Source organism: Streptomyces sp. NPDC089424, from assembly GCF_044749345.1.
Taxonomy (GTDB): domain Bacteria; phylum Actinomycetota; class Actinomycetes; order Streptomycetales; family Streptomycetaceae; genus Streptomyces.
In genome coordinates this window covers 1,132,006-1,156,697 of the sequence record NZ_JBIVHU010000001.1, presented here as the reverse complement: position 1 = coordinate 1,156,697, position 24,692 = coordinate 1,132,006, and the positions used below count along the sequence as shown (strand labels likewise).

General features: G+C 72.9%; 17 protein-coding genes. 15 read left to right on the top strand and 2 right to left on the bottom strand.

The genetic code is table 11. The features are described from left to right. Positions 1-27 precede the first annotated feature (27 nt). From ACIP2X_RS05090 to ACIP2X_RS05075, 4 genes are all read left to right on the top strand, one after another. Positions 28-1,014, top strand: coding sequence for a carbohydrate ABC transporter permease (locus ACIP2X_RS05090; RefSeq protein WP_401667620.1), 987 nt, complete (start codon positions 28-30; stop codon positions 1,012-1,014). Further along, on the top strand, positions 1,011-1,877 hold the full coding sequence (locus ACIP2X_RS05085; protein ID WP_401667618.1) for a carbohydrate ABC transporter permease: 867 nt from the start codon (positions 1,011-1,013) through the stop codon (positions 1,875-1,877). Before ACIP2X_RS05090 ends, ACIP2X_RS05085 begins: the two co-directional genes overlap by 4 nt. 44 nt (positions 1,878-1,921) lie before the next feature. Next, positions 1,922-3,481 (top strand): beta-N-acetylhexosaminidase, encoded by a 1,560-nt coding sequence (locus ACIP2X_RS05080; RefSeq protein WP_401667614.1) that lies wholly within the window; start codon positions 1,922-1,924, stop codon positions 3,479-3,481. A gap of 89 nt (positions 3,482-3,570) precedes the next feature. Further along, on the top strand, positions 3,571-5,040 hold the full coding sequence (locus ACIP2X_RS05075; RefSeq protein ID WP_401667611.1) for a cellulose binding domain-containing protein: 1,470 nt from the start codon (positions 3,571-3,573) through the stop codon (positions 5,038-5,040). A 78-nt stretch (positions 5,041-5,118) separates the two neighbouring features. Here ACIP2X_RS05075 and ACIP2X_RS05070 read toward each other — a convergent pair whose 3' ends face one another. Then, a complete protein-coding gene (locus ACIP2X_RS05070) occupies positions 5,119-5,538 on the bottom strand; it encodes an SRPBCC family protein (protein WP_401667609.1) in 420 nt (139 codons plus the stop codon). Between the two features lie 46 nt (positions 5,539-5,584). Beyond that, positions 5,585-6,589 (bottom strand): aldo/keto reductase, encoded by a 1,005-nt coding sequence (locus tag ACIP2X_RS05065; protein WP_401667607.1) that lies wholly within the window; start codon positions 6,587-6,589, stop codon positions 5,585-5,587. Between the two features lie 144 nt (positions 6,590-6,733). Between ACIP2X_RS05065 and ACIP2X_RS05060 the strand changes: the two genes are divergently transcribed. The 11 genes from ACIP2X_RS05060 (at position 6,734) to ACIP2X_RS05010 (ending at position 24,664) form a co-directional block, all read left to right on the top strand. Next, positions 6,734-7,633 carry a LysR substrate-binding domain-containing protein gene (locus ACIP2X_RS05060; RefSeq protein ID WP_401667605.1) on the top strand — a complete coding sequence of 300 codons (900 nt, stop codon included), beginning with the start codon at positions 6,734-6,736 and terminating at the stop codon, positions 7,631-7,633. Between the two features lie 659 nt (positions 7,634-8,292). Further along, a complete protein-coding gene (locus ACIP2X_RS05055; RefSeq protein ID WP_401667603.1) occupies positions 8,293-10,203 on the top strand; it encodes a BTAD domain-containing putative transcriptional regulator in 1,911 nt (636 codons plus the stop codon). A 77-nt stretch (positions 10,204-10,280) separates the two neighbouring features. Further along, on the top strand, positions 10,281-12,497 hold the full coding sequence (locus ACIP2X_RS05050; RefSeq protein WP_401667600.1) for a TOMM precursor leader peptide-binding protein: 2,217 nt from the start codon (positions 10,281-10,283) through the stop codon (positions 12,495-12,497). After that, the gene (locus tag ACIP2X_RS05045; protein WP_401667598.1) at positions 12,487-14,424 is read left to right on the top strand and encodes a TOMM precursor leader peptide-binding protein; all 1,938 of its coding nucleotides are present in this window, start codon (positions 12,487-12,489) and stop codon (positions 14,422-14,424) included. The genes ACIP2X_RS05050 and ACIP2X_RS05045 overlap by 11 nt, the downstream gene beginning before the upstream one ends. A gap of 53 nt (positions 14,425-14,477) precedes the next feature. Further along, the gene (locus tag ACIP2X_RS05040; RefSeq protein ID WP_401667595.1) at positions 14,478-16,064 is read left to right on the top strand and encodes a nitroreductase family protein; all 1,587 of its coding nucleotides are present in this window, start codon (positions 14,478-14,480) and stop codon (positions 16,062-16,064) included. 12 nt (positions 16,065-16,076) lie between these two features. Next, the gene (locus tag ACIP2X_RS05035) at positions 16,077-18,797 is read left to right on the top strand and encodes a lantibiotic dehydratase (protein WP_401667593.1); all 2,721 of its coding nucleotides are present in this window, start codon (positions 16,077-16,079) and stop codon (positions 18,795-18,797) included. Between the two features lie 26 nt (positions 18,798-18,823). After that, entirely contained in the window at positions 18,824-19,840 is a 1,017-nt protein-coding gene (locus ACIP2X_RS05030) for a lantibiotic dehydratase C-terminal domain-containing protein (RefSeq protein WP_401668885.1), read from the top strand. After that, a complete protein-coding gene (locus ACIP2X_RS05025) occupies positions 19,837-20,958 on the top strand; it encodes a peptidase M50 (RefSeq protein WP_401667590.1) in 1,122 nt (373 codons plus the stop codon). The genes ACIP2X_RS05030 and ACIP2X_RS05025 overlap by 4 nt, the downstream gene beginning before the upstream one ends. Positions 20,959-20,982: 24 nt before the next feature. Next, a complete protein-coding gene (locus ACIP2X_RS05020; RefSeq protein WP_401667587.1) occupies positions 20,983-21,984 on the top strand; it encodes an ABC transporter ATP-binding protein in 1,002 nt (333 codons plus the stop codon). Further along, the gene (locus tag ACIP2X_RS05015) at positions 21,981-22,736 is read left to right on the top strand and encodes an ABC transporter permease (protein ID WP_401667585.1); all 756 of its coding nucleotides are present in this window, start codon (positions 21,981-21,983) and stop codon (positions 22,734-22,736) included. The genes ACIP2X_RS05020 and ACIP2X_RS05015 overlap by 4 nt, the downstream gene beginning before the upstream one ends. Further along, positions 22,733-24,664, top strand: a complete 1,932-nt coding sequence (locus ACIP2X_RS05010; RefSeq protein WP_401667582.1) for a TOMM precursor leader peptide-binding protein — start codon at positions 22,733-22,735, stop codon at positions 24,662-24,664. The genes ACIP2X_RS05015 and ACIP2X_RS05010 overlap by 4 nt, the downstream gene beginning before the upstream one ends. Positions 24,665-24,692 lie beyond the last annotated feature (28 nt).

The following is a 24,692-nucleotide window of genomic DNA, read 5'->3' as shown; positions in this document are numbered from 1 at the left end:
CCAGCGCCCCCGAGACAAGGAGACGCCGTGTCGACCGCCCGTGAGCGGACCGCACCCCGCTCCGTCACCCGCCGCCCGGCACGGCGCCCCACCGCGCCCGCCCCCGCCCCGGCCCGCCACGCCGACCGCGGCTCCCTCTGGCCCTACGTGCTGATCGCGCCCGCCGTCCTCGGCATGCTGTACCTGCTGCTCTACCCCCTCGCCCGGGCCGTCGTGATCTCCTTCCAGGACTTCCGGCTGCGCCAACTCATCCTGGGTGACGCCGAGTTCGTCGGGCTGCGCAACTACCGCACGCTGCTCGCCGACCCCCGGTTCTGGGAGGCCGTACGCCGCACCTTCGTGTTCATGGCGGTCAGCGTCGTCGCGATCATGATCATCTCGACGCTGGTCGCCCTCATGATCGAACGGCTGGGCAGGATCGGCAGGACCGCGGTCCTCAGCTCCCTGGTGCTGGTCTGGGCGGTGCCCGTGGTGGCCGCCACCACCGTCTTCCAGTGGCTCTTCCACTCGGAGTTCGGCATCGTCAACGAGGCGCTGACCGGCCTGGGGTTCCACTCCTTCGAGAGCTATCCCTGGTTCGCCCACGGGGGCACCGCGTTCACCATCGTGGTGGTGCTCATCGTCTGGCAGTCGGTGCCGTTCGCGGCCATCACGCTCTACTCGGCCCTCACCACGGTCCCCGGCGAACTGTACGAGTCGGCGCGCATCGACGGCGCCGGCGCCACCCGCATCTTCCGCTCGGTGACCTTCCCGCTCCTGCGCCCCCTCTTCATGCTCGTGCTGTCCCTCGAAGTCATCTGGACCTTCAAGGCCTTCGTCCAGATCTGGGTGATGACCCGCGGCGGGCCCGGCGACGCCACCACCATCCTGCCCGTCTACGCCGTGCAGACCGCCCTCGCCAACCAGCGCTACGACCTCGGTTCGGCCGCCTCCATGGTCACCGTCCTGCTCATGGGCGGCGTCCTCGTCCTCTACTTCCGCCAGTTGTTCCGACAGGAGGGGGAGCACCTGTGACCACGACGCACCCGTCCGCACGCCGGAACGCCGCGCACCGCGCGCTGCGCCGGCTCCCGCTGCGGGCCGCCGCCGCCCTGACCGTGCTGGTCTGCCTGTTCCCCGTGTACTGGATGATGTCGACGGCGCTCAAGCCCTCCCGCGACATCCAGTCGTACGAGCCCCGCCTGATCCCTGGGGAGTGGACACTCGACCACTTCCGGCGTGCCGTGCAGGCCGACGGCTTCGGGCTGTTCTGGCGCAACAGCGTCCTGGTCACCCTCAGCGCCGTGCTGCTCGCCCTGCTCGTCGCCCTCGGTGCCGCCTACGCGGTGGCCCGGCTGCGCTGGCGCGGCCGTCGGCAGTTCATGCTGGCGGTGTTCATCGCGCAGATGGCGCCGTGGGAGTCGCTGATCATCCCGGTGTACATCATCTCCCGCGACACCGGCATGCTCGACCGGCTGCCCACCCTCACCCTGATCTACTTCATGATCACGCTGCCGTTCACCGTGGTGGTGCTCCGCGGGTTCATCGCGGGCATCCCGCCGGAACTGGAGGAGGCCGCACAGGTCGACGGCTGCACACGGCTCGGCGCGTTCCGCAGGGTGGCCTTCCCGCTGCTGGCGCCCGGTCTGATGGCCACCTCCCTGTTCGGGTTCATCACCGCGTGGAACGAGTTCACCTACGCCAACTTCCTGATCATCAAGCAGCAGGACAGCCGCACCCTGCCCGTCTGGCTGTCCTCGTTCCAGTCGACCTTCGGCACCGACTGGGGAGCCACCATGGCCGCCGCCACCCTCTTCGCGCTGCCCGCGCTGATCGTCTTCCTCGCCCTCCAACGCCACGTCACCTCCGGCCTCGCCTCCGGCGGGGTCAAGGGATGACGCCCCCGCCCGACGAGCCCCGCCGACCATCGGAGACGCACCCCGTGGACCTGCCACGCCCCGAACTCTCCCTGGTACCCCGCCCCCGCAAACTGTCCCCGCGCCCCGGCCGCTACCGCATCGACCACACCACCCGGCTGCGCGTCACCCCCGGCGCCGAGACGGCCGCCCGACTGCTGCGCGGCTACCTCGCGCCGGCCACCGGGCAACGCCTGGAGCACGCCGACGACGGCACGTTCGTCCTGGTGCTGGACGCGACGCTCACCGGTCTCGGCGACGAGGGGTACGGACTGACCGTCGGCCCGCACGGCGTCCTGCTGCGCGCCGCCCGCGCCACCGGCCTGCTGCGCGGCGTCCAGACCGTACGCCAACTGCTGCCCGCCGACGCCCTGTCCGCGACGGCCGGCCGCGGCCCCGTGGACCTGCCCGGGGTGGAGATCACGGACGTGCCGGTCCATCCGTGGCGCGGCGCCCTGCTCGACGTGGCCCGCCACTTCCAGCCCGCGTCCTATCTGCGGCGCTACGTCGACCTGCTGGCCCTGCACAAGCTCAATGTCCTGCATCTGCACCTCACCGACGACCAGGGCTGGCGCATGCCGGTGGCGGCGTACCCCCGGCTCACCGAGGTCGGCGGCCACCGCGCCGAGTCGATGGTCGGCCCCGCGGGCAGCGACCGCTTCGACGGCCGCCCGCACGGCGGCTCGTACACCCGCGCCGAACTGGCCGGACTCGTACGGTACGCGGCAGAGCGCGGCGTCACGATCCTGCCCGAGATCGGCCTGCCGGGCCATGTCCGTGCCGCCCTCGCCGCCTACCCCCAGCTGGGCAACCACCCCGGCCGGCGGCTCGACGTGTGGACCGAGTGGGGTGTCTGCCCGAACGTGCTCGGCGTGGGCGACCACGTCATCGACTTCTTCCGTACCGTCCTCGACGAGGTGCTGGACGTCTTCCCCTCCCCGTACGTCCACATCGGCGGCGACGAGTGCCCGGCCGACGAGTGGGAGACGAGCCCGGACGCCGCCGCCCGGGTGGCACGTGAGGGCCTGTCAGGACCGGGCGAACTGCACGGCTGGCTGCTGGCCAGGATCGCGGCGCACCTGGTCCGGGCGGGCCGGCGGCCCGTCGTCTGGGCGGAGACCGACACCGCCCTGCCCCCCGGGTGCACGGTCATGAGCTGGCGGGACCCCGCCCACGCCTGGGCGGCCGCCCGCGACGGGCACGACGTGGTGTACGCGGACCACCGCGCCACCTACTTCGACTACGCCCGCGCCTCCGGCCCCGGTGAACCCCCCGCCCAGCCCGGCCAGATCGTCGACCTCGCGACCGTGCACGCCCTGGACCTCACTCCGCCGTCCGGTGAACCCGCCCTCGGCGGACGCATTCTGGGCGCGCAGGGGCAGCTGTGGACCGAGTTCGTCACGACCCCCGCGCACATCGAGTACCTCAGCTTCCCGCGCCTGTGCGCCCTCGCCGAACGGGTGTGGGACCCGGCCTCCGACTGGCCGGACTTCCGGAGCCGGCTCACCGGACACCAGGCCCGCCTCGCCGCGCTGGGCGTGCCGTACGCCGTCCCGCCGAGCCGCCCGGCATCCGCGGCCGTCTGACCCCGGCCGCACCGACCGCACCACAGCGAACCGCCGTGCACCACCTCCTGCCCTCCCGCGGCGCGCGGGAGTCACCGAAAGGACCACGGATGAGTACTCGCCCCACCTCTCGCCCCACCCCTGGTTCCACCTCTCGCCCCACCGGCCTGCGCACCCGCGTGGCCCTCGCCCTGACGGCGCTGACGGGGTGCGCCGCCCTCGCCACCCTGCCCGTCACGACGGCCTCCGCGGCCGCCGACGGGGTGGCCGTGCAGTACCGCACCAGCGCCTCGGGAGCCACCGCGGACCAGAGCGAACCGTGGTTCAAGGTGCGCAACACCGGCTCCGGGACGGTCCAGCTGAGCCAGGTCAAGATCCGCTACTACTTCAAGGCCGACTCGGCGAGCGCCTCCTACCGCTTCGCCTGCTCCTGGGCCGTGCGCGGCTGCGCCGGCATCACCGGCACCTTCGGAACCCTCGCGCACCCCACCGCCACGGCCGACCGCTACCTGGAGATCGGCTTCACCTCGGCCGCCGGCACGCTGGCACCGGGCGCCGACACCGGCGACATGCAGCTGCGCTTCCACCAGTCCAACTGGCAGACGCTCCGGCAGAGCGACGACTACTCCTTCGGCGCGGCCCAGACCTCGTACGCCGACTGGACCAAGGTCACCGCCCAGCTCGCCGGAACGACCGTATGGGGCACCGCCCCCGAGGGCAACGACCCCACCGACCCCACCGACCCGACCGATCCGACCGACCCGCCCGGCGGCGGCCAGGCGCTCTTCGACGACTTCTCCTACAGCGGACACACCGACCCCGCCCTCTCGGCGCACGGCTGGAGCGTGCGCTCCAACTCCGGCGGCCCCGGCGTCCCGGGGGCCGTCTGGGACCCCTCGAAGGTCACCTTCGTCAACCAGTCGGGCAACACGGTGATGAACATGGAGACCTCCACCGCGGGCACCGGCGCGACCACCCGGCACACCGAAGTCCTCACCCGGGCGACGAAGTTCAGGAACGGCACGTACGCGGCCCGGGTCAAGTTCTCCGACGCGCCGAAGTCCGGACCCGACGGCGACCACATCGTGCAGACCTTCTTCACCATCAACGACCTCAAGGCCCCGATGGCCGACGACTACGCCGAGTACGACTTCGAGTACCTGCCCAACGGGGGCTGGGGCGAGCCGGCGAACATCCTCTACACGACCTCGTGGGAGACGTACAACCCCGACCCCTGGCAGGCCGTCAACCAGCACAGCGAGAGCCGCACCAGCTTCGCGGGCTGGCACGACCTGGTCGTGACCATCGACAACAACGCCATCACGTACTACGTCGACGGCGTGCACTTCGGCACCCATGACGCCGCGTACCTCCCCGAGCGGCCCATGTCGATCAACTTCAACCAGTGGCTGATCGACCTCAACGGCCAGACCTCGACCACGCCGCGCGCGTACGACCAGCAGGTCGACTACGTCCTGCACATCAAGGACCAGGTCCTCACCCCGGCACAGGTGGCCGCCAAGGTGGCCGGGTACCGGGGCGCGGGCACGTCCTTCGTCGACGAGGTCCCGGCGGGCTGATCCCGGCGGGGGCGCGGACGGCCCTGCCCCGGCGACGCGGACGTCTCCGGGGCAGGTGCCCGTGCCGGGCGGGGGCCCTCAGCCCTCCAGCGCCCTCAGCAGCGCGGCCAGTCCGTCGGCGTAGATGCCGTGGAAGAGGGCCTCGGCCTCGGCGTCGCCGACACCGACGGGGGTGAAGGTCCCGGACCATTCCACGCGTGCCGCCTGTGGTGCCCCCGTGACGGCGTGCACGGTCAGCGTGGAGAGGTAGCCGGTGACCGGGAAGGGCGCCTGCTCGATGGCGTAGGAGTAGGTCCGCTTCTCGTCGTCGAAGGCCTTGAGCCGTTCGACGATGACGTCGCCGTCGCCGTTGCTCAGACGACGGACCCGACCGCCCTCGTCGAGTTCGCTCTTCTGGATGTAGGGCAGCCAGTCGGGCAGGGCGTCGAACCCGCCGATGAGGCGCCAGACGTCGTCGGCGGAGCTGGGGACGTCCACGGAGGCGCTGGTGGTGGCCATGGTGCTGTTCCTTTTCGCGTGGTGGTGGGGCCGCAGGGGGTGACGGTCAGGGCGTGGGAGCGTCCGGGGCGATGAGCCGCTGCTCGCGCAGGGCCGTCCAGAAGGCCGCCGGGACACGCTCGCCGACGGCGGCGACGTCCTCGGCGATACGGCTCGGGCGGGTGGCGCCCGGAACGACCGCGGCGGTGGCCGGGTGGGCCAGCGCGAACTGCAGGGCGGCGGCCTTGACGCTCACGCCGTGCTCGGCGGCGAGCCCCTTGATCCGCTCGACCTTGGCGATGATCCCGGCCGGCGCCTGCTGGTACTCGAAGTGCCGGCCACCGGCGAGGATGCCGGAGCTGTAGGGCCCGCCCACGACCATGTCGACGCCCTGTTCGGTGGAGGCCGGCAGCAGGCGCTGCAGGGCCCGCTCGTGGTCGAGCAGGGTGTAGCGGCCGGCCAGCAGGAACGCGTCGGGCCGCGGCTCGTCGAGGTCCAGGGTCAGTTCGATCGGCTCGACCCGGTTGACACCCAGGCCCCAGCCCTTGATGACGCCTTCGTCGCGCAGGCGCTGCAGGGCGCGGAAGGCGCCGGTGCGGGCCGTCTCGTACTGGGACAGCCACCGGTCGCCGTGGAAGTCCTGGGCCACGTCGTGCACCCACACGATGTCGAGACGGTCCGTCCTCAGGCGCTCGAGGCTGTCCTCGACGGAGCGCAGGGTGGCGTCCGCCGTGTAGGAGTCGACCATCCTGTGGGGCCGGCCGTGCGCGAACAGACCGCCCTTCTCGCCCAGATCGCGGGCGGCGGGGTCCTCCAGTTCGTCCAGGACGACCCGGCCGACCTTGGTGCTCAGCACGTACGCGTCGCGCGGACGGCCGGCCAGCACCTCGCCGAGGCGGAGCTCCGACAGGCCCGCACCGTAGAAGGGCGCGGTGTCGAAGTAGCGGATGCCCTGGTCCCAGGCGGCCTCGACGGTGGCCCTCGCCTCGTCGTCGGGGATCTCGCGGAACATGTTGCCGAGCGGCGCGGTGCCGAAGCCCAGGGAACCCGGCAGCAGGGACTTGATGCCCATGAGGAAGATCCTTCGCTGTTCTGCGGTGCGCGGAGTTCATGCTGCTTTGTCCTCCTCCGCGGCTCTTGCGCTTTCGAGGTTAGGATCGAGCCGTCAGACTGTCCAAGACTCACTTGGACATACTTGAGTCCTGGAGGGTCTCACATGCTTGACCTGCGACAACTTCGCTATTTCGTCGCGGTCGCGGAGGAGGAGCACGTCGGACGCGCGGCGGAACGCCTGCACATCTCCCAGTCCCCGCTGAGCCGGCAGATCGCGCAGCTGGAGAAGAACCTCGGCCTGGTCCTGTTCGAGCGCAGCCAGCAGCGCCTGCGCCTGACCTCCGACGGCCGCGTGTTCCTCTCCGAGGCCCAGGCCCTGCTGCGGCACGCGAGCCGGCTGGAGAACCTCGGCCGGCGCCTCGGCCGCGGCGAGGAGGGCGGACTGTGCGTGGGCTACGTCAGCCATGCCATGCACACCGGTGTACTGCCGCTCGCGCTGCGCGAGTTGCACAGGGAACGGCCGGGGATGCACGTCGCGCTCTACGACCTGACGGCGGCGGAGCAGTTCGAGGGACTGCGTCAGCGGAGCCTGGACATCGCGCTGGTCTCCGAGGCCCCGTCGGCGTCGGACCCGGACCTGCGCGGCGCGCTCCTGGTCGAGGACCCCCTGCTGCTGGCGATGCCGAGCAGCCACCCCTTGACGGAGAGCACGGAGATCGCGGCCCCGGCGCTGGGCGCCGAACCCTGGGTCGCGGTCGAGAACAGCCAGGATCCCGCCTGGCGGGACGACTTCGTCGCGTCCTGCGCCGCCGCCGGCTTCACTCCCGACATCCGGCTCGAAGCCCCCGACGCCCTCACCGCGCTGGGTCTGGTCGCCTCCGGCCTGGGCATGGCGCTGGTGCAGGAGAGCATGCTCCGCAACCGCCCGCCGGGCGTCACCGTCCGCCGGCTCCCCTGGTTCGAACGGTCCGTGCGCCTGTGGGCCGTCTGGCACCGGGTCGACCTCCGCCCGGTCGTGGCGTCCTTCCGGGCGACCGTCCTGAGGGCCTGCGAGGCCCCCTGAGGCGAGCGCGTCCGGCACACCTTTTCGACGCCGGCGCGACCGCGGGAATTAACGACCCCTCCCCGAGCCGTTCGCCATGACGGGCAAGGGCGGCGAAACCTCGCCCCCTCGGCGAAGGACTTCGCCACCCCAAGTAACCCACAGCAAATTCCCTCAGCGCAATGGTGGCGCGCGACCGTGTCAGCGATAAAAGCAGAGACATATTCACGTTCCTAGGATCGAATTCAGCCACGAAGAAGCGCCTCTGCGGACGGGCCGAACGGACGACGGCGGCACATCCTAGGGAACCGATCCGCTCTTACCCTAGGGTCGGCACTACCCGGAATTCCCGCTTCCACCTGCGCACTTCGCGACCACCGAGACACGCTGGACAAACGCACCAAGTGCAGCATTCACGGGAATGCGGAGTAAATCCGACGCCCCTTAACTTTCTCCAACCCGGGGGATCGACGTGGCTCCAAGTCATCACTAAGGTGTCCGCTGGCACCTGCATGTAAGGCACTCCCAAAAAGGGGCCTGACGGCCGCTGCCGATCAGCAAGGAATAGAAGTAGACCGTTTACCCCCCAACCTTTGCATTCGTATTCCTGTCGGCCACGGAAGCGAGCTCGACCAGCCGCCCTCCCGTACCGTCAGCAAACAAACGGAGCGACAAACAGGATGCGGTTCCAGCTGCTAGGGCTGCTCAGCATCGCCGATGGCGAGCACGCCGCCGTCTTGCAGCCGTCCAAGCCGACGAGTCTGCTGGCGGCCCTGCTCATCCACTCCGGTGCGGCCGTGTCGACCGAGTACCTGGTACGCGCCGTCTGGGACACCGAACCCCCCGCGACCGCGCGGGCGGCCCTGCAGAGCTGTGTCCTGCGGCTGCGCCGGATCTTCGCGAAGTACGGGATCGCCAACGACGCGATCGAGGCGGTCCCCGGGGGATACCGGATGCGCATGGACCGCGAGACCCTCGACCTCGTCCGATTCCGCGAACTGGTCCGCTCGGCGGACTTGGTGGGCGACGCCGAGACCGAGTCCTACGTACTCAGGGAGGCGCTCGCCCTCTGGCACGGCCCGGTGCTCGCGAACGTCTCCTCGCACATGCTCCATCGCGACGAGGCACCCCGGCTGACCGAGGAGCGCCTGCGGGCGCTGGAGCGCCTCTGCGACATCGAACTGGCGCGCGGACGATGTCGCGAGGTGCTGTCGGAGGTCTGGGACGCGGCAAAGCGGCACCCCGAGAGGGAACGCTTCTCCGAGCAGTTGATCGAGGCCCTCTACCGAACGGGCCGCCAGACCGAGGCCCTCGCGGAGATCCGGGCCGTCAAGGACCGGCTCAAGGAGGAGTTCGGCATCGACCCGGGCACCCCCTTGCAGCGCCTGGAGCTGGCGATCCTGCGCGGCGAGGAGATCGGCGTCGAGCCGGCCCGCACCCTCCCGGCGATCGCGGCGCGAATCGTGCCGAAGGCGGCGCTCCCCCCGGGCGGGCCGACGGGGCCGAGCGTCCCGTCACCGGACGCGCCGCTCCCCGTACCCGCCGCCGCGGCGGCGGCCCAGCCCCCCGCGCCCCTGGCGCAGCCCCCCGGCGCGACTCCGGCCGCGGTGCCGACGGCACCCGCGCCGCCCACCGCGCCGTCGGCGTCGTTCCCCCTCGCCACGGTGGCGCCCGTTCCCTGCTTCACCGGGCGAGCCGCACAACTCGCGGCGATGCGACGCGCGTTGACCGCCGACGCCCCGGGCGCCGGACCGGTGGTGATCTCCGGAGCCCCCGGGATCGGCAAGACCGCTCTCGCCCTCCAGGCAGGCCATCTCGCTCAGGAGGCCTTTCCCGGCGGCTGCTTCACCCTCGCCCTGACCCGTCCGGACGGCAGCCCGCTCGACGCCGCCGAGGCCCGGGCCCAACTGCCCGCACACGGCACCGGACGCCGCCTGCTCGTCCTCGACGACGCGGTGAGCGCGGAGCAGGTACGCCCCCTGCTCCCCTCCCCCGGCGAGGGCGTCGCGGTGGTGACCAGCCGCCGCGGACTCGCGGGCCTGGTCGCCACCCACGGCGGGGTCGTGCACCGCCTCGACACGCTCGCCCCGGAGGAGTCGCACCAGTTGCTGGTCGCCACCCTGGGCGCCGAGCGGGTCGCCGAGGAGCCCGACGCCGCCCGCGAACTGGCCCGGATCTGCGACCACTTCCCGCTGAGCCTGCGGATCGCCGCGGCCCGCCTGCTGACGCGCCCCGGCCTCGGCATCGGCGACTGCGCCGCGTGGCTGGCCGCGGACCTGCCGGCCAGGCTCGCCCTGGCGGACGAGCCCCTCATGTCCGTACCCCGGGTGTTCGAAGCGGCGCTGCTCCGGCTGAGCCCCGAACTGCGGGAGGCGTTCCTGCTGCTGGCCACGGAGCGCCCCGCTGTCCCGGCCGCCTCCGACCCGGCGGACGTCTCGGACGAGGTCCTCGAACGGCTGGCGGACGCCGGCTTCGTCGAGGAGGGCCCGCCCAAGCCCTACCGCATCCACGAACTGCTCAAAATCTACGCGCGTCAGCTCGGGACCGCCCCGTCGACGGTCCCCCTCGGCACCACGGCATCCCCCGGCTGACCACGGCATCCGCCGAACACATCAGGCCCACCCGGCCACCCATCCACCACCGGCCCCCATCCAGAGGTGACATCAGCATGCCTACCGCACGGTACGAAGCCGTCGCAGCGTCCCGCCCCCGCATCCGGCGCGACGTCCTGTTCACCGAGACCCCCGACGGCGTCCTCTTCCACAACGCCGACGGCGGTTTCCGGCTGACGGCCAAATCGGCGTACCGCTTCGCCACCCTGCTCGTGCCGCACTTCGACGGCGAGCACACCGTCGCCGAGATCTGCGCGGGGTTCGGTGAGCGCCAGCGTGCGATGGTCGGCGAACTCGTCGGCACCCTGTACGAGCGGGGCTTCGCCCGTTCCGTGCCCCCGAGACCCTCGCCGGAGGCGTTCGACGGGCCCGAGCCCTCCGACGACGTGGCGCGTCGCTACGCGGCGCAGATCGCCTACGCCGACCACTACGCAGACGACGCCGCGCGCCGCTTCCAGCGCTTCCGCGACACCCGGGTGGCCGTCCTCGGCACCGATCTGGTGGCCCGCTGGTGCGTCCTGAGCCTGATCCGCAACGGCAGCGCCGCGATCGGCGTCCTGCCGGGGCTCGGCCTGGACGGGATCACCGACGAGGCGGCGGCCGCCGACGCCGACGGCTGCCCCGTCGACCTGCGCGAACTCGACGCGTCCGGCGGCTCGGACGCGCCCCTGGCCTGGGAGTCCGTCGAGGGCTACGACGTCGTGGTGGTCACGGGCGGGCCCGAGGCTCCCCGCGTCGTGTTCCCGCTGCTGCGGGCCGGGGTGCCCGCGGGGCGCACCCTCATACCGGCCTGGTCGTTCGGCGACCACGCGGTGGTCGGTCCGTCGATGTCGGCGCAGACCACGGGGTGCTGGTCGTGCGCCGTGCTGCGGCTGGGAGCGGGCGCGGGCGCCGCGCGGGCCGCCGACGTGTGGAGTTCGCTCGCCCTGGACCCGACGGCCGCCACCCGGGCCCCCGGAGCCCATCCCGGCCGCCCGCTGGCCGCGATGCTCGGCAACCTGCTGGGCTACGAGGTGTTCAAGACCGCGACCGGCGCGCTCCCGGCCGAGACCGCCGGGCAGCTGATCATCCAGGACGTGGAGTCGCTCGACGTCACCTCGGAGCCCCTGCTGCCCCACCCCCGTTGCCCGTGGTGCGCGGAGGAGCCGGAGGCGGTCCTGCCCGAGATCGACCTCGCGAGCGCGGACGCCGGGGGCGCCGCCCTCGCGCTGCCGACCGTCGACACCGCCCGCGAGGCGGACGCCCTGGTGGAGGAGCTGAACCGCCGCTCGGTGCTGCTGCGACCGCACGCCGGGGTGTTCACCCGCTACGACGACGAGGACATCACGCAGACGCCGCTCAAGCTCAGCGTCGTGGAGCTCGGCCTCGGCCACGGGCACACCCGCCGGGTCGGCGCCGCCGACGTCCACCACGTCGCGGGCGCCCGGCTGCGCGCCCTGCACCGTGCCGCCGAGACCTACGCCGAGCACGTCGTCCCGCACCGGCGCACCGGCGCGCCCGAGCCGTCGGTCCGCCTGGCCCCGACCGGGTTCGGCACGTGGACCGGCATCGGCGACGCGGGGTCCGCGGTGCGCGGCTGGGTGGCCGCCACCTCCCTGCTCACCAAGGAGCGGTTCCTGGTGCCGGGCGAGGCGGTCCGCCCGTTCGGCGCCGACAACCGCGACCGGCTCTTCGAGGCGACGGGCGCCGGCATGAGGGCGGGGGCGAGTGCCGCCGAGGCCGCCGCACGGGGCGTGCTGTCGGCCCTCGCGTACGACGCGCTCCAGCGCGCGATGCGCTCGCCCGGAGTGCCGGGTGTCGTCGTTCCCGCGGACACCGATCCCGAACTCACCTTCCTGCTGCGCTCCGCCGCCAACCTCGGCGTCGAGGCGGAGCTGCTCGACCTCGGCGAGCGGGAGCACTCCGGCGTGGCCGTGGTGCTGGCCCGGGCCGGGGAGCGCTGGGCGGTGGCCGCGGAGCTGTCGTACCCGGCCGCGGCCTCGGCGGCACTGCGCGACCTGCTGGGAGAGGTCCAGCTGGAGCAGCAGGGCCGCGCCGGGGGCATCTCGTACGGGGATCCGCTGCTCAGCGACTTCGATCCGCGCGCGCTGGCCGTCTTGGCCGCCGCGACCGTCGAGGAGACGGACCCGCCCGCGTGGGCGGACGTGCTGCGCCGCCTCGGCGAGCAGCGCCGTGACGCCCTCGTGGTGCCGACGGGCTCCGTCGACCTGGAGCGCGCCGGTGTGCACGTCGTCCGCGTCCTGCTGACCTCGGAGGCCGGGCGTGTCCGTTAGCACCACGGACCGGCCGGCGACCGCGCCGGCGGCTGACGGGCCCAGTCCGGTGCGGCTCATGACGGGCCTGCTGCGCACCGCGCTGGACGACCAGGGACACGGCGGCATCGCCGTGTCGGTGCGCGCGCTGGGCTTCGGCGACGCGTTCGCCGGGAGCCACAGCCCGCACCCGCCGGGAACCGTGCCCGTGCACCTGTACGCACGGCAGGCCGTGGTGGGCCCCGTCACGGTCGAAGGGGTGGCGCCGTGCCCGCAGTGCCTGACCCGGCGCTGGCAGGCGGTGCGCTCGGTGGCGCTGCGCGACGCCCTCGAACTGGGCGGCGCCACGCACGAGTCGGGCCCCTGGCCGTACGCCGTCCCGTTCGCCGCCGAGGCCCTGGCCGCACTGGTGGGGCAGGCGCGCGAGCAGCCGGTGCGTGAGCCCTTCCCGGACATCCATGTGCTGGACCTGGAGACCTTGTCGGTCCGTCGCCACCCGCTCGTCCCCGACCCCCAGTGCCCGGCCTGCTCCCGGCCCGTGGCCGACTCGCCCGAGGGCGCCGTCGTCACCCTGGAGGCCGCCCCGAAGCACGCCCCGGGCACCTTCCGGCTGCGCGGGATCGAGGCGTACGACATCGACGTGGCGGCCTTCGCCAACCCGGTGTGCGGTGCCCTCGGCCCGTCCGTCGTGCACGACGTGTCCTCCACGTCGACGTCGGCCACCATCGGCTGCTTCTCGATGCGCTCCGGCGAGTACCTGCGCGAGACGTTCTGGGGCGGACACGCGGGTTCCTTCGGCACCTCGGCCCGCATCGGCGTCCTCGAAGGGCTGGAGCGGTACGCGGGCATGCGGGCGCGCGGCAAGCGCACGTCGGTCACCGGGACACTCGACGAGTTCGGGTCCGAGGCGGTCGACCCGAGACGCGTGGGGCTCTACTCGGAGGCGTTCCACCAGGAGAACCCGCACGTCGTGCGCTTCTCCCCGGACCGCGAGATCCCGTGGGTGTGGGGGTATTCCCTGCGCGACCACGAGCCTCGCCTCGTGCCCGAGATCCTGACGTACTATCACGCGCCGGGCCTGGAGAACCGGTTCGTCCAGGAGAGCTCCAACGGCTGTGCGTCGGGCGGCTGTGCCGAGGAGGCCGTCTACTTCGGCCTGATGGAGGTCGTCGAACGGGACGCCTTCCTGCTCGCCTGGTACGGGCAGCAGTCCCTGCCGGAGATCGACCCCGCCACCAGCGCCCGCCCCGCCACCCGGCACATGGTGGACCGGCTGGCGATGTACGGCTACCGGGCCCGGTTCTTCGACACCCGCATCACCTTCCCGATCCCCGTCGTCACCGGCGTCGCGGAGCGGATGGACGGCGGTCTGGGGCGGATGTGCTTCGGCGCGGGCGCCGGGCTCGACCCGGAGTCGGCGCTGGACGCCGCGCTGTGCGAGATCGCCACCGACGCGGTCAATCTGCGCGGGCGGTCCGAACGCGACGAGGACAGGCTGCGCGCCATGGCCGAGGACTTCTCGCGGGTCACCGCGCTGCACGACCACCCGCTGGTCTACGGCATCCCCGAGATGGGTGTCCACGCCGACTTCCTGCTGCGCGCCCCGGCCGCCGGGCCGTCGCTCGCGGTGGCCGACCTGCGCTGGCCCGACGCCTCGGGCGCGGCTGCCGCACCGGATCTGCGGGACGACCTGGAGCGCTGTGTCGGCGCGGTCGTCGAGGCCGGGTTCGACGTGGTCGTCGTCGACCAGACACTGCCCGAACAGCGGCTCCTGGGGCTGCACACGTTCAGCGTGCTCGTCCCCGGTCTGCTGCCGATCGACTTCGGCTGGTCCCGTCAGCGTGCCCTGGGCATGCCCCGGCTGCGCACCGCCCTGCGCGAGGCGGGGCTGCGCGAGCGGGACCTGCGGGCGGCCGACCTCAACCCGGCCCCGCACCCGTTCCCGTGACCGCGCCCACCCGCACCGCCGACCGCCCCCACGCCACACAAGAGGAGACCTCCGTGGGCTACGCCCATGACTACGCGACGGCCATCATGCACAGGGGCCGCATCCCGATGGAGCCGGCCGACTTCGTGCCCGACTGGGCGGACCGGCCGCGCAAGGCGAAGTACTACCCGGGTGCCGAGTCGTTCCCGCTCCCCGAGGCGCACTACCCCGCGCACGCCACGGTGACGGCCGGCTGCCTGCCCGAGGCCGCCCCGGACACGGCCGAGCCCTTCACCCTGCCCCTGCTGTCCGGCCTGCTGCAGGACTCCTACGGGCTGGTGGGCCGGCGCCTCGCCGTCCAGGCCAACACCGACCTCGGGGCCCTGCCGCACTACACGCAGGCCAACTGGTCCCGGGGCACCGCCTCCGGCGGCGGCCTGTACCCGGTGAGCGTCTACTGGGTCTCGGGACCCTCGGGCCCGCTCACCCCCGGCGTGCACTACTACTCCCCGCTGCGCCACTGCATGCAGCGGCTGCTGGCGGGCGACGTCAGCGGCGAGGTGCGCGCCGCGCTCGGAGCGCACGGCGAGGCGACGGACCAGTACCTGGTGCTGGGCGTCAAGTACTGGCAGAACGCGTTCAAGTACAACAGCTTCTCGTTCCACGCCGTGAGCATGGACGTGGGGGCGCTGCTGGGGACCTGGCAGATCTGGGCGCGCGCCCGTGGGCTGCGGCTCGCGCCCGCCCTCTGGTTCGACGAGGCACGGCTGGCCGGCCTGCTGGGCCTCGGCGAGGACGAGGAGGGACTGTTCGCCGTCGTCCCGCTGGTCTGGGACGGCCCCCGGCCCGCCACGGACCCGACGGAGGCGGGCGGCGCGGCGGTCCGCCGGCGCGATCGTGAACGGTCCCGGACCGTGCTCGACTTCGACACGCTGCGGCGCATCCACCGTGCGACGGCGGAGCACGCGAGCGACCGTCCGGCGCCGGGCGCGCTCGACGGCTCGGCGCCGGCCGCCCCGACCGGCGCCGCGGAGCCGGTCGCGCTGCCGCCCGCCGCGTTCCCCGAGGTCGACGTGCGCACGGCGCTGCGCACGCGCCGCAGCAGCTTCGGCCGCTTCGACGCCACCGTCCCCGTGACCACGGCGCAGCTCGCCACGACACTGGCCGCGTGCGCCGCGACCCGGCTCGGCGGCGACGCGGAGCCCGAGGGCTCGCCGCGGCAGGCGCGGCTGTACGCCTTCGTCAACCACGTGGAGGGCGTCGAGCCCGGCGCGTACGCCTACGAACCCGACACGCACACGCTGCGGCCGGTGGCGCCCGGCGCACCGGGCTCGTTCCTTCAGAAGAACTACTTCCTGTCCAACTACAACCTCGAACAGACCGGCGCGGTCCTCGTGCCCACCGTGCGCACGACCGCGGTCCTCGACGCCGTCGGCGACCGGGGCTACCGGCTGGTCAACGCCACCGTCGGCGCGATCGCGCAGACCTTCTACACCGCCTCGGCCGCGCTCGGCCTCGGCGCGGGTGTCGCCCTCGGCTTCGACAACATCTCCTACATCGAGGAGCTGGGCCTGGCGGACACCGGGGAGGCGCCGCTGCTCATCATGCTGCTCGGCAACGAGCGGCCGCACCCCGCCGACTTCCGCTCCGACATCGCCTGACGGGGAGCCGCCATGACACCGACGACAAGCTGGCAGCCCGGCCGCCGCTTCCTGCTGCGGGTGGCGGGTCTGCCCATCGAGACCGTCCGCGACCTGCGCTGCCCCGACGGCGTCCGCTGGGCCGACGACGTCCTGTCGGCCGAGGAGGGCCTGCTGGAGCGGGGCAGGGAACTGAGCGACGTCCTGCACGCGCTCGTGCCGGCCGCCGAGCGGGCGTTCCCCGACGACGAGGGCGGGCGACGACGTCACCTGCTCGCGCTGCGCCGGGACGTCTTCAACAACCGCGCGCCGAAGGGCGGCACGTCCGCGCTCGGCCTGATCGAGGCCCTGGACCCGGCCGCGGCCGAGCTGACCCGGGAATGGCTCGACGGCCGGCGGGCCCTGGACGAGCTGCGCGACCGGGGGGCCGCGCTGCTCGACGGTGAACTCGCCCGGACGCGTGCCGCGTTGCGCGGGCTGCTCGACGAGGACCGGCTGCGCGACGGGCTCCTCCTGGCCTCGCCGACGCTGGACGCCCGACTGGAGCCGTACGTCCGCCTCGGCGCGGGGGTGCGCCCCGACAAGCGGCTGCGCAAGATCGAGCGTTCGGTGCTGTCGTACCTGTACCGGACGGCCTGCAAGACCAGCCCGTTCAGCACGTTCACGGGCGTGGCCCTCGGCACCTTCGACGACGGCGACGACCCCTCGGTGCGTCTTCGCGCCGAGTGGCGGGGCCGGGTGCGGCTGAACGTCGTGGTGCTGGCCCGGTTCGCGGAGCAGATCCTCGCCGTCCCGGCGCTGCGCGCCGACCTCCCCGTGCAGCTCGCCTCGGGCTGGGGCAGCGACGACCACCGGGTGCGCTACGTGCGGCGCTGGGTGACGACGGGCGACGACGACGCGGCGGTCACCTTCGACGCGGTCAAGGACCGGTTGTTCTTCCTGCGGCGCAGCGGGACGCTGGACCGGCTGATCACGCGCCTGAGCGAACGCGACATGCGCTACGGGGAGTTGGTGGACTGGCTGTGCGCCGAGTACGGCGCGGACGCCGAGCTCGGGGAGTCGTACGTGTCGGCGCTCCTGCAGCTCGGCATGATCCGCGTGCCGTGCCTGGACACCGACGTGCACGCCGTCGACCCGTTGCGCGCCTTCCAGGACGCCCTGCGGGAGCTGGAGCGGCCGTGGGCCGCGGAACTCGCCGCGCGGCTCGACACCGCGGCCTCGCTGGTCGACACCTATCCGCAGGCGAACACGGCGGGGCGCGCGCGGCTGCTGCGCCGGCTGCGGGTCTGTCTCGGGGACGCGCAGGGGCTGCTGGGGGCCCATGAGGTCGCCCTGCCCCAGACCCTGCTCTACGAGGACGCCGACGCCGGCGAGGACATCTCGTGCGGGCTGGGCGCCTGGACCGGGGCGGACGGCGGGGCGCTGCGCTCCGTGGAGCGGATCCTGCCCGCGTTCGACCTGACCCTGCCGCAGCGGGTGACGTTCCAGGGGTTCTTCCTGGCCCGCTACGGCAAGGGCGGCCGGTGCGACGACCTGCTCGGTCTCGTGCACGACTTCCACGAGGACTTCTTCGACCAGTACCTGTCCTTCAGCGCCAAGCGCTCCCCCTTCGACGCGAAGGGCGACTACGTGCCGGAGGAGAACTGGCTGGGCCTTGCCGGGATCAAGGCCCTGGACCGGGGACGGCAGGCGTTCATCGGCCGGATGCGCGCGCTGTGGGCGCGGCACTGCGGGGAGGGCGACATCGTCCTGGAGGACGGCCACCTCGCCGAGGTCGCCGCCGAACTGGAGGGCCTCGACTCCCCGTTCACCCCGCAGAGCCACCATCTCCAGGTCACCGAGGAGGACGGCGAGCGGCTGCTGGTGCTCAACCGCTCCTACGGCGGACTGTCGTTCCCGTTCAGCCGCTTCACGCACGTCTGGGACGACGGCCCCGGCCCCGCCGTCTCGGACCTGCTGCGGGAGCAGGCCGCGCGGCTCACCCCGCCCGGAGCGGTCCTCGCGGAACTCACCGGCGGCCCCGTCACCAGCAATCTCAACCTGCACGGACGCCTCACGGACTACCAGATCGTGTGTCCCGGCGAGGCGAGCAGCGTCCCCGAGGACCAGCGCATCCACCTGGACGACCTGTGCCTGGAGCACGACGAGGCCGAGGACCGCCTGGTGCTGCGCTCCGCGCGCCTGGGATGCGAGGTCATCCCCGTGTACCTGGGCTACCTGGTGCCGCTCGCCCTCCCGGAGACGCCGCGCACGCTGCTGCTGCTGTCGCCCACGTCGATGGCACCGCTCGACGTCTGGGCCGGTGTGGCGCAGGGCCCGGCGCATCAGGGAGTGACCCGGCGTCCGCGGGTCCGGCACGGCGACCTCGTGCTGGCCCGGCGCGGCTGGTCCACCACCGCGGCGTCGCTGCCGATCCGTCCGGCCGGCACCCCGGAGGACGAGGTGTTCCTGGCCTGGCGGCGCTGGCGCCGTGAACACGGCCTGCCCGCCCGGGTCTTCGCCACCGTCTCCAGCGGCCCCCGGGGCGGCGCGGGCGCCAAGCCGCAGTACCTGGACTTCGACAGCTTCCTGTCGCTGACCGCGTTCGAGGCGCTGGTCAAGTCGCCGGACGACCGCGTGGAGCTGCGCGAGATGCTGCCCGCCGAGAACGGTCTGCACGTCGTGTCCGAGCGGGGCAGCCATGTCGCCGAACTCTCCGTCGAGACCTTCACCGCCACCCGACGCACCGAGGAGATCTCCCCGTGTCCGAGCTGAACCCCTCCCCCGGCGCGTGGCAGGCCATGCACATCTTCTACGCCGCCAACCCCCAGCCCCTGCTGGTGAACTGCGTGGGCCCGCTGATCGCGGGACTGCGGGACGACGGGCTGCTCGCCGGCCACTTCTTCATCAACTACTGGCTGGAGGGCCCGCACGTCCGTCTCCGCCTGAGGCCCGCGACCGAGGAGGCGACGCCCGAGGTCCGGCGCCGCGCCGAGGAGGCCGTCGACGCCTTCCTGCGCAGCCGGCCGGCGTTGTACGAGGTCGACTCCGGCTTCCTCAACGAGTTCTACAACACGCTCTTCGAGATCGAGTTCCCGGAGGGCGATCGCGGCGACTTCATGGCGGAGGACGGCCGCATGCGGCTGCGTCCGAACAACTCCCGCTCCTACGAGCCCTACGAGCCCGAGTACGGCAAGTACGGCGGTCCGGCGGGCGTCGCCCTCGCCGAGTGGCACTTCGCGCACTCCAGCGACCTCGTGATCGAGGCTCTCGGCTCCATGAACCTGCATCTGCGGACCGTGCTGCTGGGCACGTCGGCGCAGCTCATGATGGTCATGGCGGGCTGCTTCCTGCCCGGCGACGACGAACTCGCCGACTATCTGGAGCGGTACTACGAGTTCTGGCACCGCGCCTTCCCCGGCACCGGCTTCATCGGCTCCTCGGAGTACGACCGCAACTACGCCGAGATGGCGCCGCGGCTCGGCCGTCGCTTCGAGGAGATACGCCGGGCCGTCGCCGCCGGCCGGCTCGACCGGCTGCCGGCCTTCCTGCGCGGCTGGGCGGCGCACTGCCTGGAGCTGCGGGAGAAGGCGGTCGCCCTGGCCGAGGGGGGCGAACTGGTCTTCCGCTCCTGGGACGGCACCCGTGACGAGCAGGTCACCGACCCCGCGGTGGCCCTTCCGCTGCTGCTGTCGCCGTACATGCACATGACCAACAACCGGCTGCATGTGACGATCCGCGACGAGGCCTACCTCTCGCACGTGCTCGGGCGGGTCCTGCGCTCGGGCGCCGAGGGCGCCGCGGAGGCCGCCTCATGAGCACCGAGCGGGCCGAGGTGCTCACCCACCGCCCCCGCCTGCGGCCGGAGATCCTGCTCACCGCGCCGCTGCTGCGCGGCGCGGCCACGGTGCACCTGATCAGGGACCCGGCCGACGGTTCCTCCTTCGAGGTCGGCCCGAAGGAGTACTTCCTCATCTCCCGGCTGGACGGGGAGCGGAGCCTGGCGGAGATCGGCGACGCGTACGCCTCCGTCTTCGGGCGCCGGCTGGGCGAGGCCAACTGGCGCCAGCTGCTGGGGCTGCTGGGCGCCAAACGGCTCCTCGTCGGCGCACCCGCGCCCCAGGCCGTCGTCGCACCCCCCGGACCCCCGGCACCGGCGCTCAGCGGCAATCTCTACCGGGGCAGCCTGCGCCTGGTCGCCGACGCGGGGGCCACCACCGCACGCCTGCACCGCGCGCTGCGTCCGCTGCTGAGCCGGCCGGTGCTGCTGCCGCTGCTGGCGCTCTGCCTGGCCATGGAGGCCGCCCTGGCCGCCGGGCTCGGCACGCTGGCGCGAGACACCTGGTGGCTGTTCCAGCAACCGGTCGCGCTGCTCGGCGTGTTCACCCTGCTGTGGCTCAGCACCGCGGGCCACGAGCTGGCGCACGGCATCGCGGCCCGGCACTTCGGCGGCAGCGTGAGCGAGATCGGCCTGCGCTGGCGGCTGCCCGCCGCGATCATGTACTGCCGGGTGGACGACTACCGCTTCCTGCGCAGCCGGAGGCACCAGCTGGCGGTCGGCGCGGCCGGCGCCTTCGCGAACCTGCTGTTCCTGCTGCCCTTCGCGCTGTGGTGGGCCGTGCTGGACACGGGCGATCCCACGCGCAGGGTGCTGTCGGGGCTGCTCCTGCTGGGCAGCGTTCAGGCTCTGGTCAACCTGCTGCCCCTGCCTCCGCTGGACGGGTACACCATGCTCTCCCATGTGCTCGGTGTCTCCAACTACGCGCCCGAGAGCGGGCGTTACCTGCGACTTCGGTTGCGCGACGGCCAGGCCGCGGCCGGCTATCCCCGCCGGGCGCGGGTTCTGTACACGGCATACGGGATCGGCTCGTCCGTTCTGGTCTGTCTGATCGCGGCCGCTTCGGTCACGGCCGTGCTGGTTCTGCTCGCCCCCTGACGGGCCTGTTTCGAGGAGCTGTTCATGACGGAGACGGAAACCGTGCCGGCGGACCCCGGCAACCACGCGGCGGACGCCGCGATCCACGTCGAGGGGGTGAGCAAGCGCTACGGGACCCGCCAGGCGCTGGACGGCGTCTCGCTGCGTGTGGCGCGGGGCGAGTTCTTCGGACTGCTCGGGCCCAACGGCGCGGGCAAGACCACCCTGGTGGAGATCATGGAGGGCCTGCGCCAGGCCGACTCCGGCACTGTCGCCGTGCTGGGCGCCTCCCCCTGGCCGCGCAACGTGGCCCTGCTGCCGCGCCTCGGTGTGCAGACCCAGTCCTCGGCCTTCTTCGTACGTCTGACGGCGCACGAGCACCTGGCGACCGTCGCCGCCCTCTACCGCGCGGACCGCGCGGCGGTCGAACGGACGCTGGAGGCAGTGGCGCTGACGGAGCAGCGGGACACCCGCGTGGAGGATCTCTCCGGCGGTCAGCGTCAACGGCTGGCCATCGCCTCCGCCCTGGTCCACGACCCCGAGCTGATCTTCCTGGACGAGCCGACCGCGGCCCTCGATCCGCAGGCGCGCCGGGACCTGTGGCAGGTGCTGCGCGGTCTGAAGGAGGCGGGCCGCACGATCGTCTACACCACGCACCACCTGGACGAGGCGGAAGCCCTGTGCGACCGGGTGGCGATCCTCGTGGAGGGCCGGATCGCGGCGCTCGACTCCCCGCGCGGGCTGGTCGGCGCGGTGGGCTCGGCGACCTCGGTGCTGCTGCCGCCGGAGCGGATGACGGCGGCGGAGGCGGAGGCGATCGAGGGCGTGGACCGCGCCGTTCTGAGCGGCGGCAGCCTGGTGCTGGAGACCAGGACGTCCGGGAAGGTGATGTCGGCCCTCGACGCCCTCGGCGGCCTGGACGGCGTGCAGACCCGCTCTGCAACGCTGGAGGACGTCTACCTCCGGCTCACCTCCGCCGCCGAATCCGACGGCACCCAGCAGACCCGGACCACCCCGCACACCCAGAACACGGAGCACCAGGCATGAGCGCATACGGGGCCCTGACGGCGGCCGGCTACCGGGCCCAGGCCCGCGACACGGCGGCCCTCTTCTTCACCTTCGCCTTCCCGCTGGTCTTCCTGGTGGTCTTCGGGCTGATCTTCAGCGGTCAGGAGGTGGAGGACACCGGCCGGCCCTACATCTCGTACATCGCGCCCGGCGTGATGTCGTGGGGCGTGGGCAACGCGGCCGTGTTCGGCATCGCCTTCACGCTGATGCAGTGGCGCCGGGACGACCTGCTGCGCCTGATCCGGATGACGCCGACGAGCCTGCCCACCGTGCTGGCCTCCCGTTACGTACTGGCGCTCGCCATCGGCGTCGTCCAGGCCGTGGTGTTCGTCGCGGTGGCGATGCTGCCGATGTTCGGCCTGGAGCTGGACTCCCGGTGGCCGCTGGCGCTGCCCGTGCTGCTGTTCGGCATCACCGCGTTCCTGTCCCTCGGCGTGATCATCGGCTCGTACGCCGACACCCCCGAGGCGGTGGCCGCCATCGCGAACTTCCTGATGGTGCCCATGGCGTTCCTGTCCGGCTCGTTCCTGCCGCTGGACATGATGCCGTCCTGGCTGCAGACGCTCTCGCGGGTGCTGCCGCTGCGCTACTTCAACGACGCCGTCTCCGCGTCCCTGACCGGCAACGGCGGTCTCGGTGACGTGGCCGTCGGCTGCGGCGCGCTCGTCGGCTTCACCGTCGTCTTCGCGGCCGTCGGCCTGAAGACCTTCCGCTGGAGCAACCGCACATGACGACGACCATCGTCCGGGACGGCGTCCCGCTCCGGGAAGCGGGGCGGCGGCTGCGGTCGGCACTGGCCGAGCGGTGCGCCCCGGGCCGGGCCCCCGAGGTGGTGCCGCTCGGCGCACGCGACGTACGGGACGACCCGCACGCCTCGGTACGGCCCACCGCCCTGGTCCATCTGACCTCCCGCGAGGTGCTGGTGGGGCCGTGGGGCGGCGACGCCGAGTCGCGGGCCTGCGGGACCTGTCTCGCGATGCGCTGGCAGCGCCTGCGGTCGCGCACCGAGCGGGACGCCCTGGAGACGGGCACCCCGTGGAGCTTCGCCCCGCACTGGCCCGAGCAGCCCGCGTTCGTCGCGGACGCGGTGCACGCCCTGTACGAGGCGGTGACCGGCGCCCCGGCGCCGGTGCCGCCGGGCGGGACTCCGGCCGACCGCGCACTGCCGCAGGTGTCCTGCCTGGACGTGGCGACCCTGACGGTACGGACCTTCCCGCTGTACGCCGACCCGCTCTGCCCGCACTGCGGCTCCGGCGGCACGGACAGCCGGCAGGACGCCGAACTCGCCCTGGTGAGCCGCCCGAAGCCGGCCGTGGACGGCTATCGGCTGCGGCCGGCGTCCTCCTACCCGCTGGCACCGGCGGCGCTCGCGAACCCGGTCACCGGCCTGCTGGGCGCCGGGACCTGGCTCAACGTCACCTCACCCACCACCGCGCCGGTCGCGGGCAGCGTGTTCATGCGCGGCTACGCGGGCCTGACCGACGTGACCTGGAGCGGTCAGGCGAACGGCTTCGCCGCCAGTCGCGACCTGGCGTTCCTGGAGGGTCTGGAGCGCTACGCCGGCACCCATCGGCGGCGCGGCACGAAGCTGCTCACCGCCTCGTACAACAGCCTGGGCGAGGACGCGCTGAACCCGGCCGACTGCGGGTTCTACGCCCCGGAGACCTATCGCGACGACCCTCTCGTCGACCCGTTCGACGCCGACCGGCCGATCCCGTGGGTGTGGGGCCACTCCCTGCGCGACGACCGGCCGTTGCTGGTCCCGGCCCGCCTGGTGCACTACAGCGCGGGGCTGGCGGCGGACAACTTCGTCTTCGAGTGCTCCAACGGCTGCGCGATCGGCAGCTGTCTGGAGGAGGCGGTCCTCGGCGGGCTGCTCGAACTGATCGAGCGGGACGCCTTCCTGCTCGCCTGGTACGGCGGGACCCGGCTGACCGAGATCGACCTGTCGACGGTCGCCGACCCCACCGTCCGCGCCATGATCGACCGCGCCGCGCTCCAGGGCTACGACGTGCACGCCTTCGACAACCGCGTCGACCTCGCCGTACCCGTGGTGACCGGTCTCGCGGTACGGCGGGACGGCGGGCCCGGTCTGTACTCCTTCGGCGCCGGCGCCTCGCTCGACCCGGCCTCCGCGCTGGAGGGCGCCCTGTCCGAGGTGCTGACCTACATCCCGCACCTGCCCGGCCAGGTCCGCGAGCGGCAGGGCGAACTGGAGGCGATGGCGGCCGACTTCACCAAGGTGCTGCACCTGAAGGACCACGCCCAGTTGTACGGACTGCCCGGCATGGCGGTGCATGTGGAGCCGTACCACCGGCCCCGTGAGATCCGTCCGATGGCCGACGTCTACGCCGCGTGGGAGGCCTCCGGCCGGCCGCGCACCGGGGATCTGGCGGACGACGTGGCGCTGTGCCGCGACGAGGTGGTGCGGGCCGGGCATGACGTGGTCGTCGTGGACCAGACCACGCCGGAGCAGCGGCGGATGGGGCTGCGCACGGTCTGTGTGCTCGCTCCCGGTCTGCTGCCGATCGACTTCGGCTGGTCCCGTCAGCGTGCGCTCGGGATGCCCCGGCTGCGCACCGCGGCCCGTCGCGGCGGGCTGCGTGACACGGACCTGGAAGGGTGGGAGATCCACCGGGTCCCGCACCCGTTCCCGTAAGGCCCACAAGGCGACGGCCGGGTCGCCG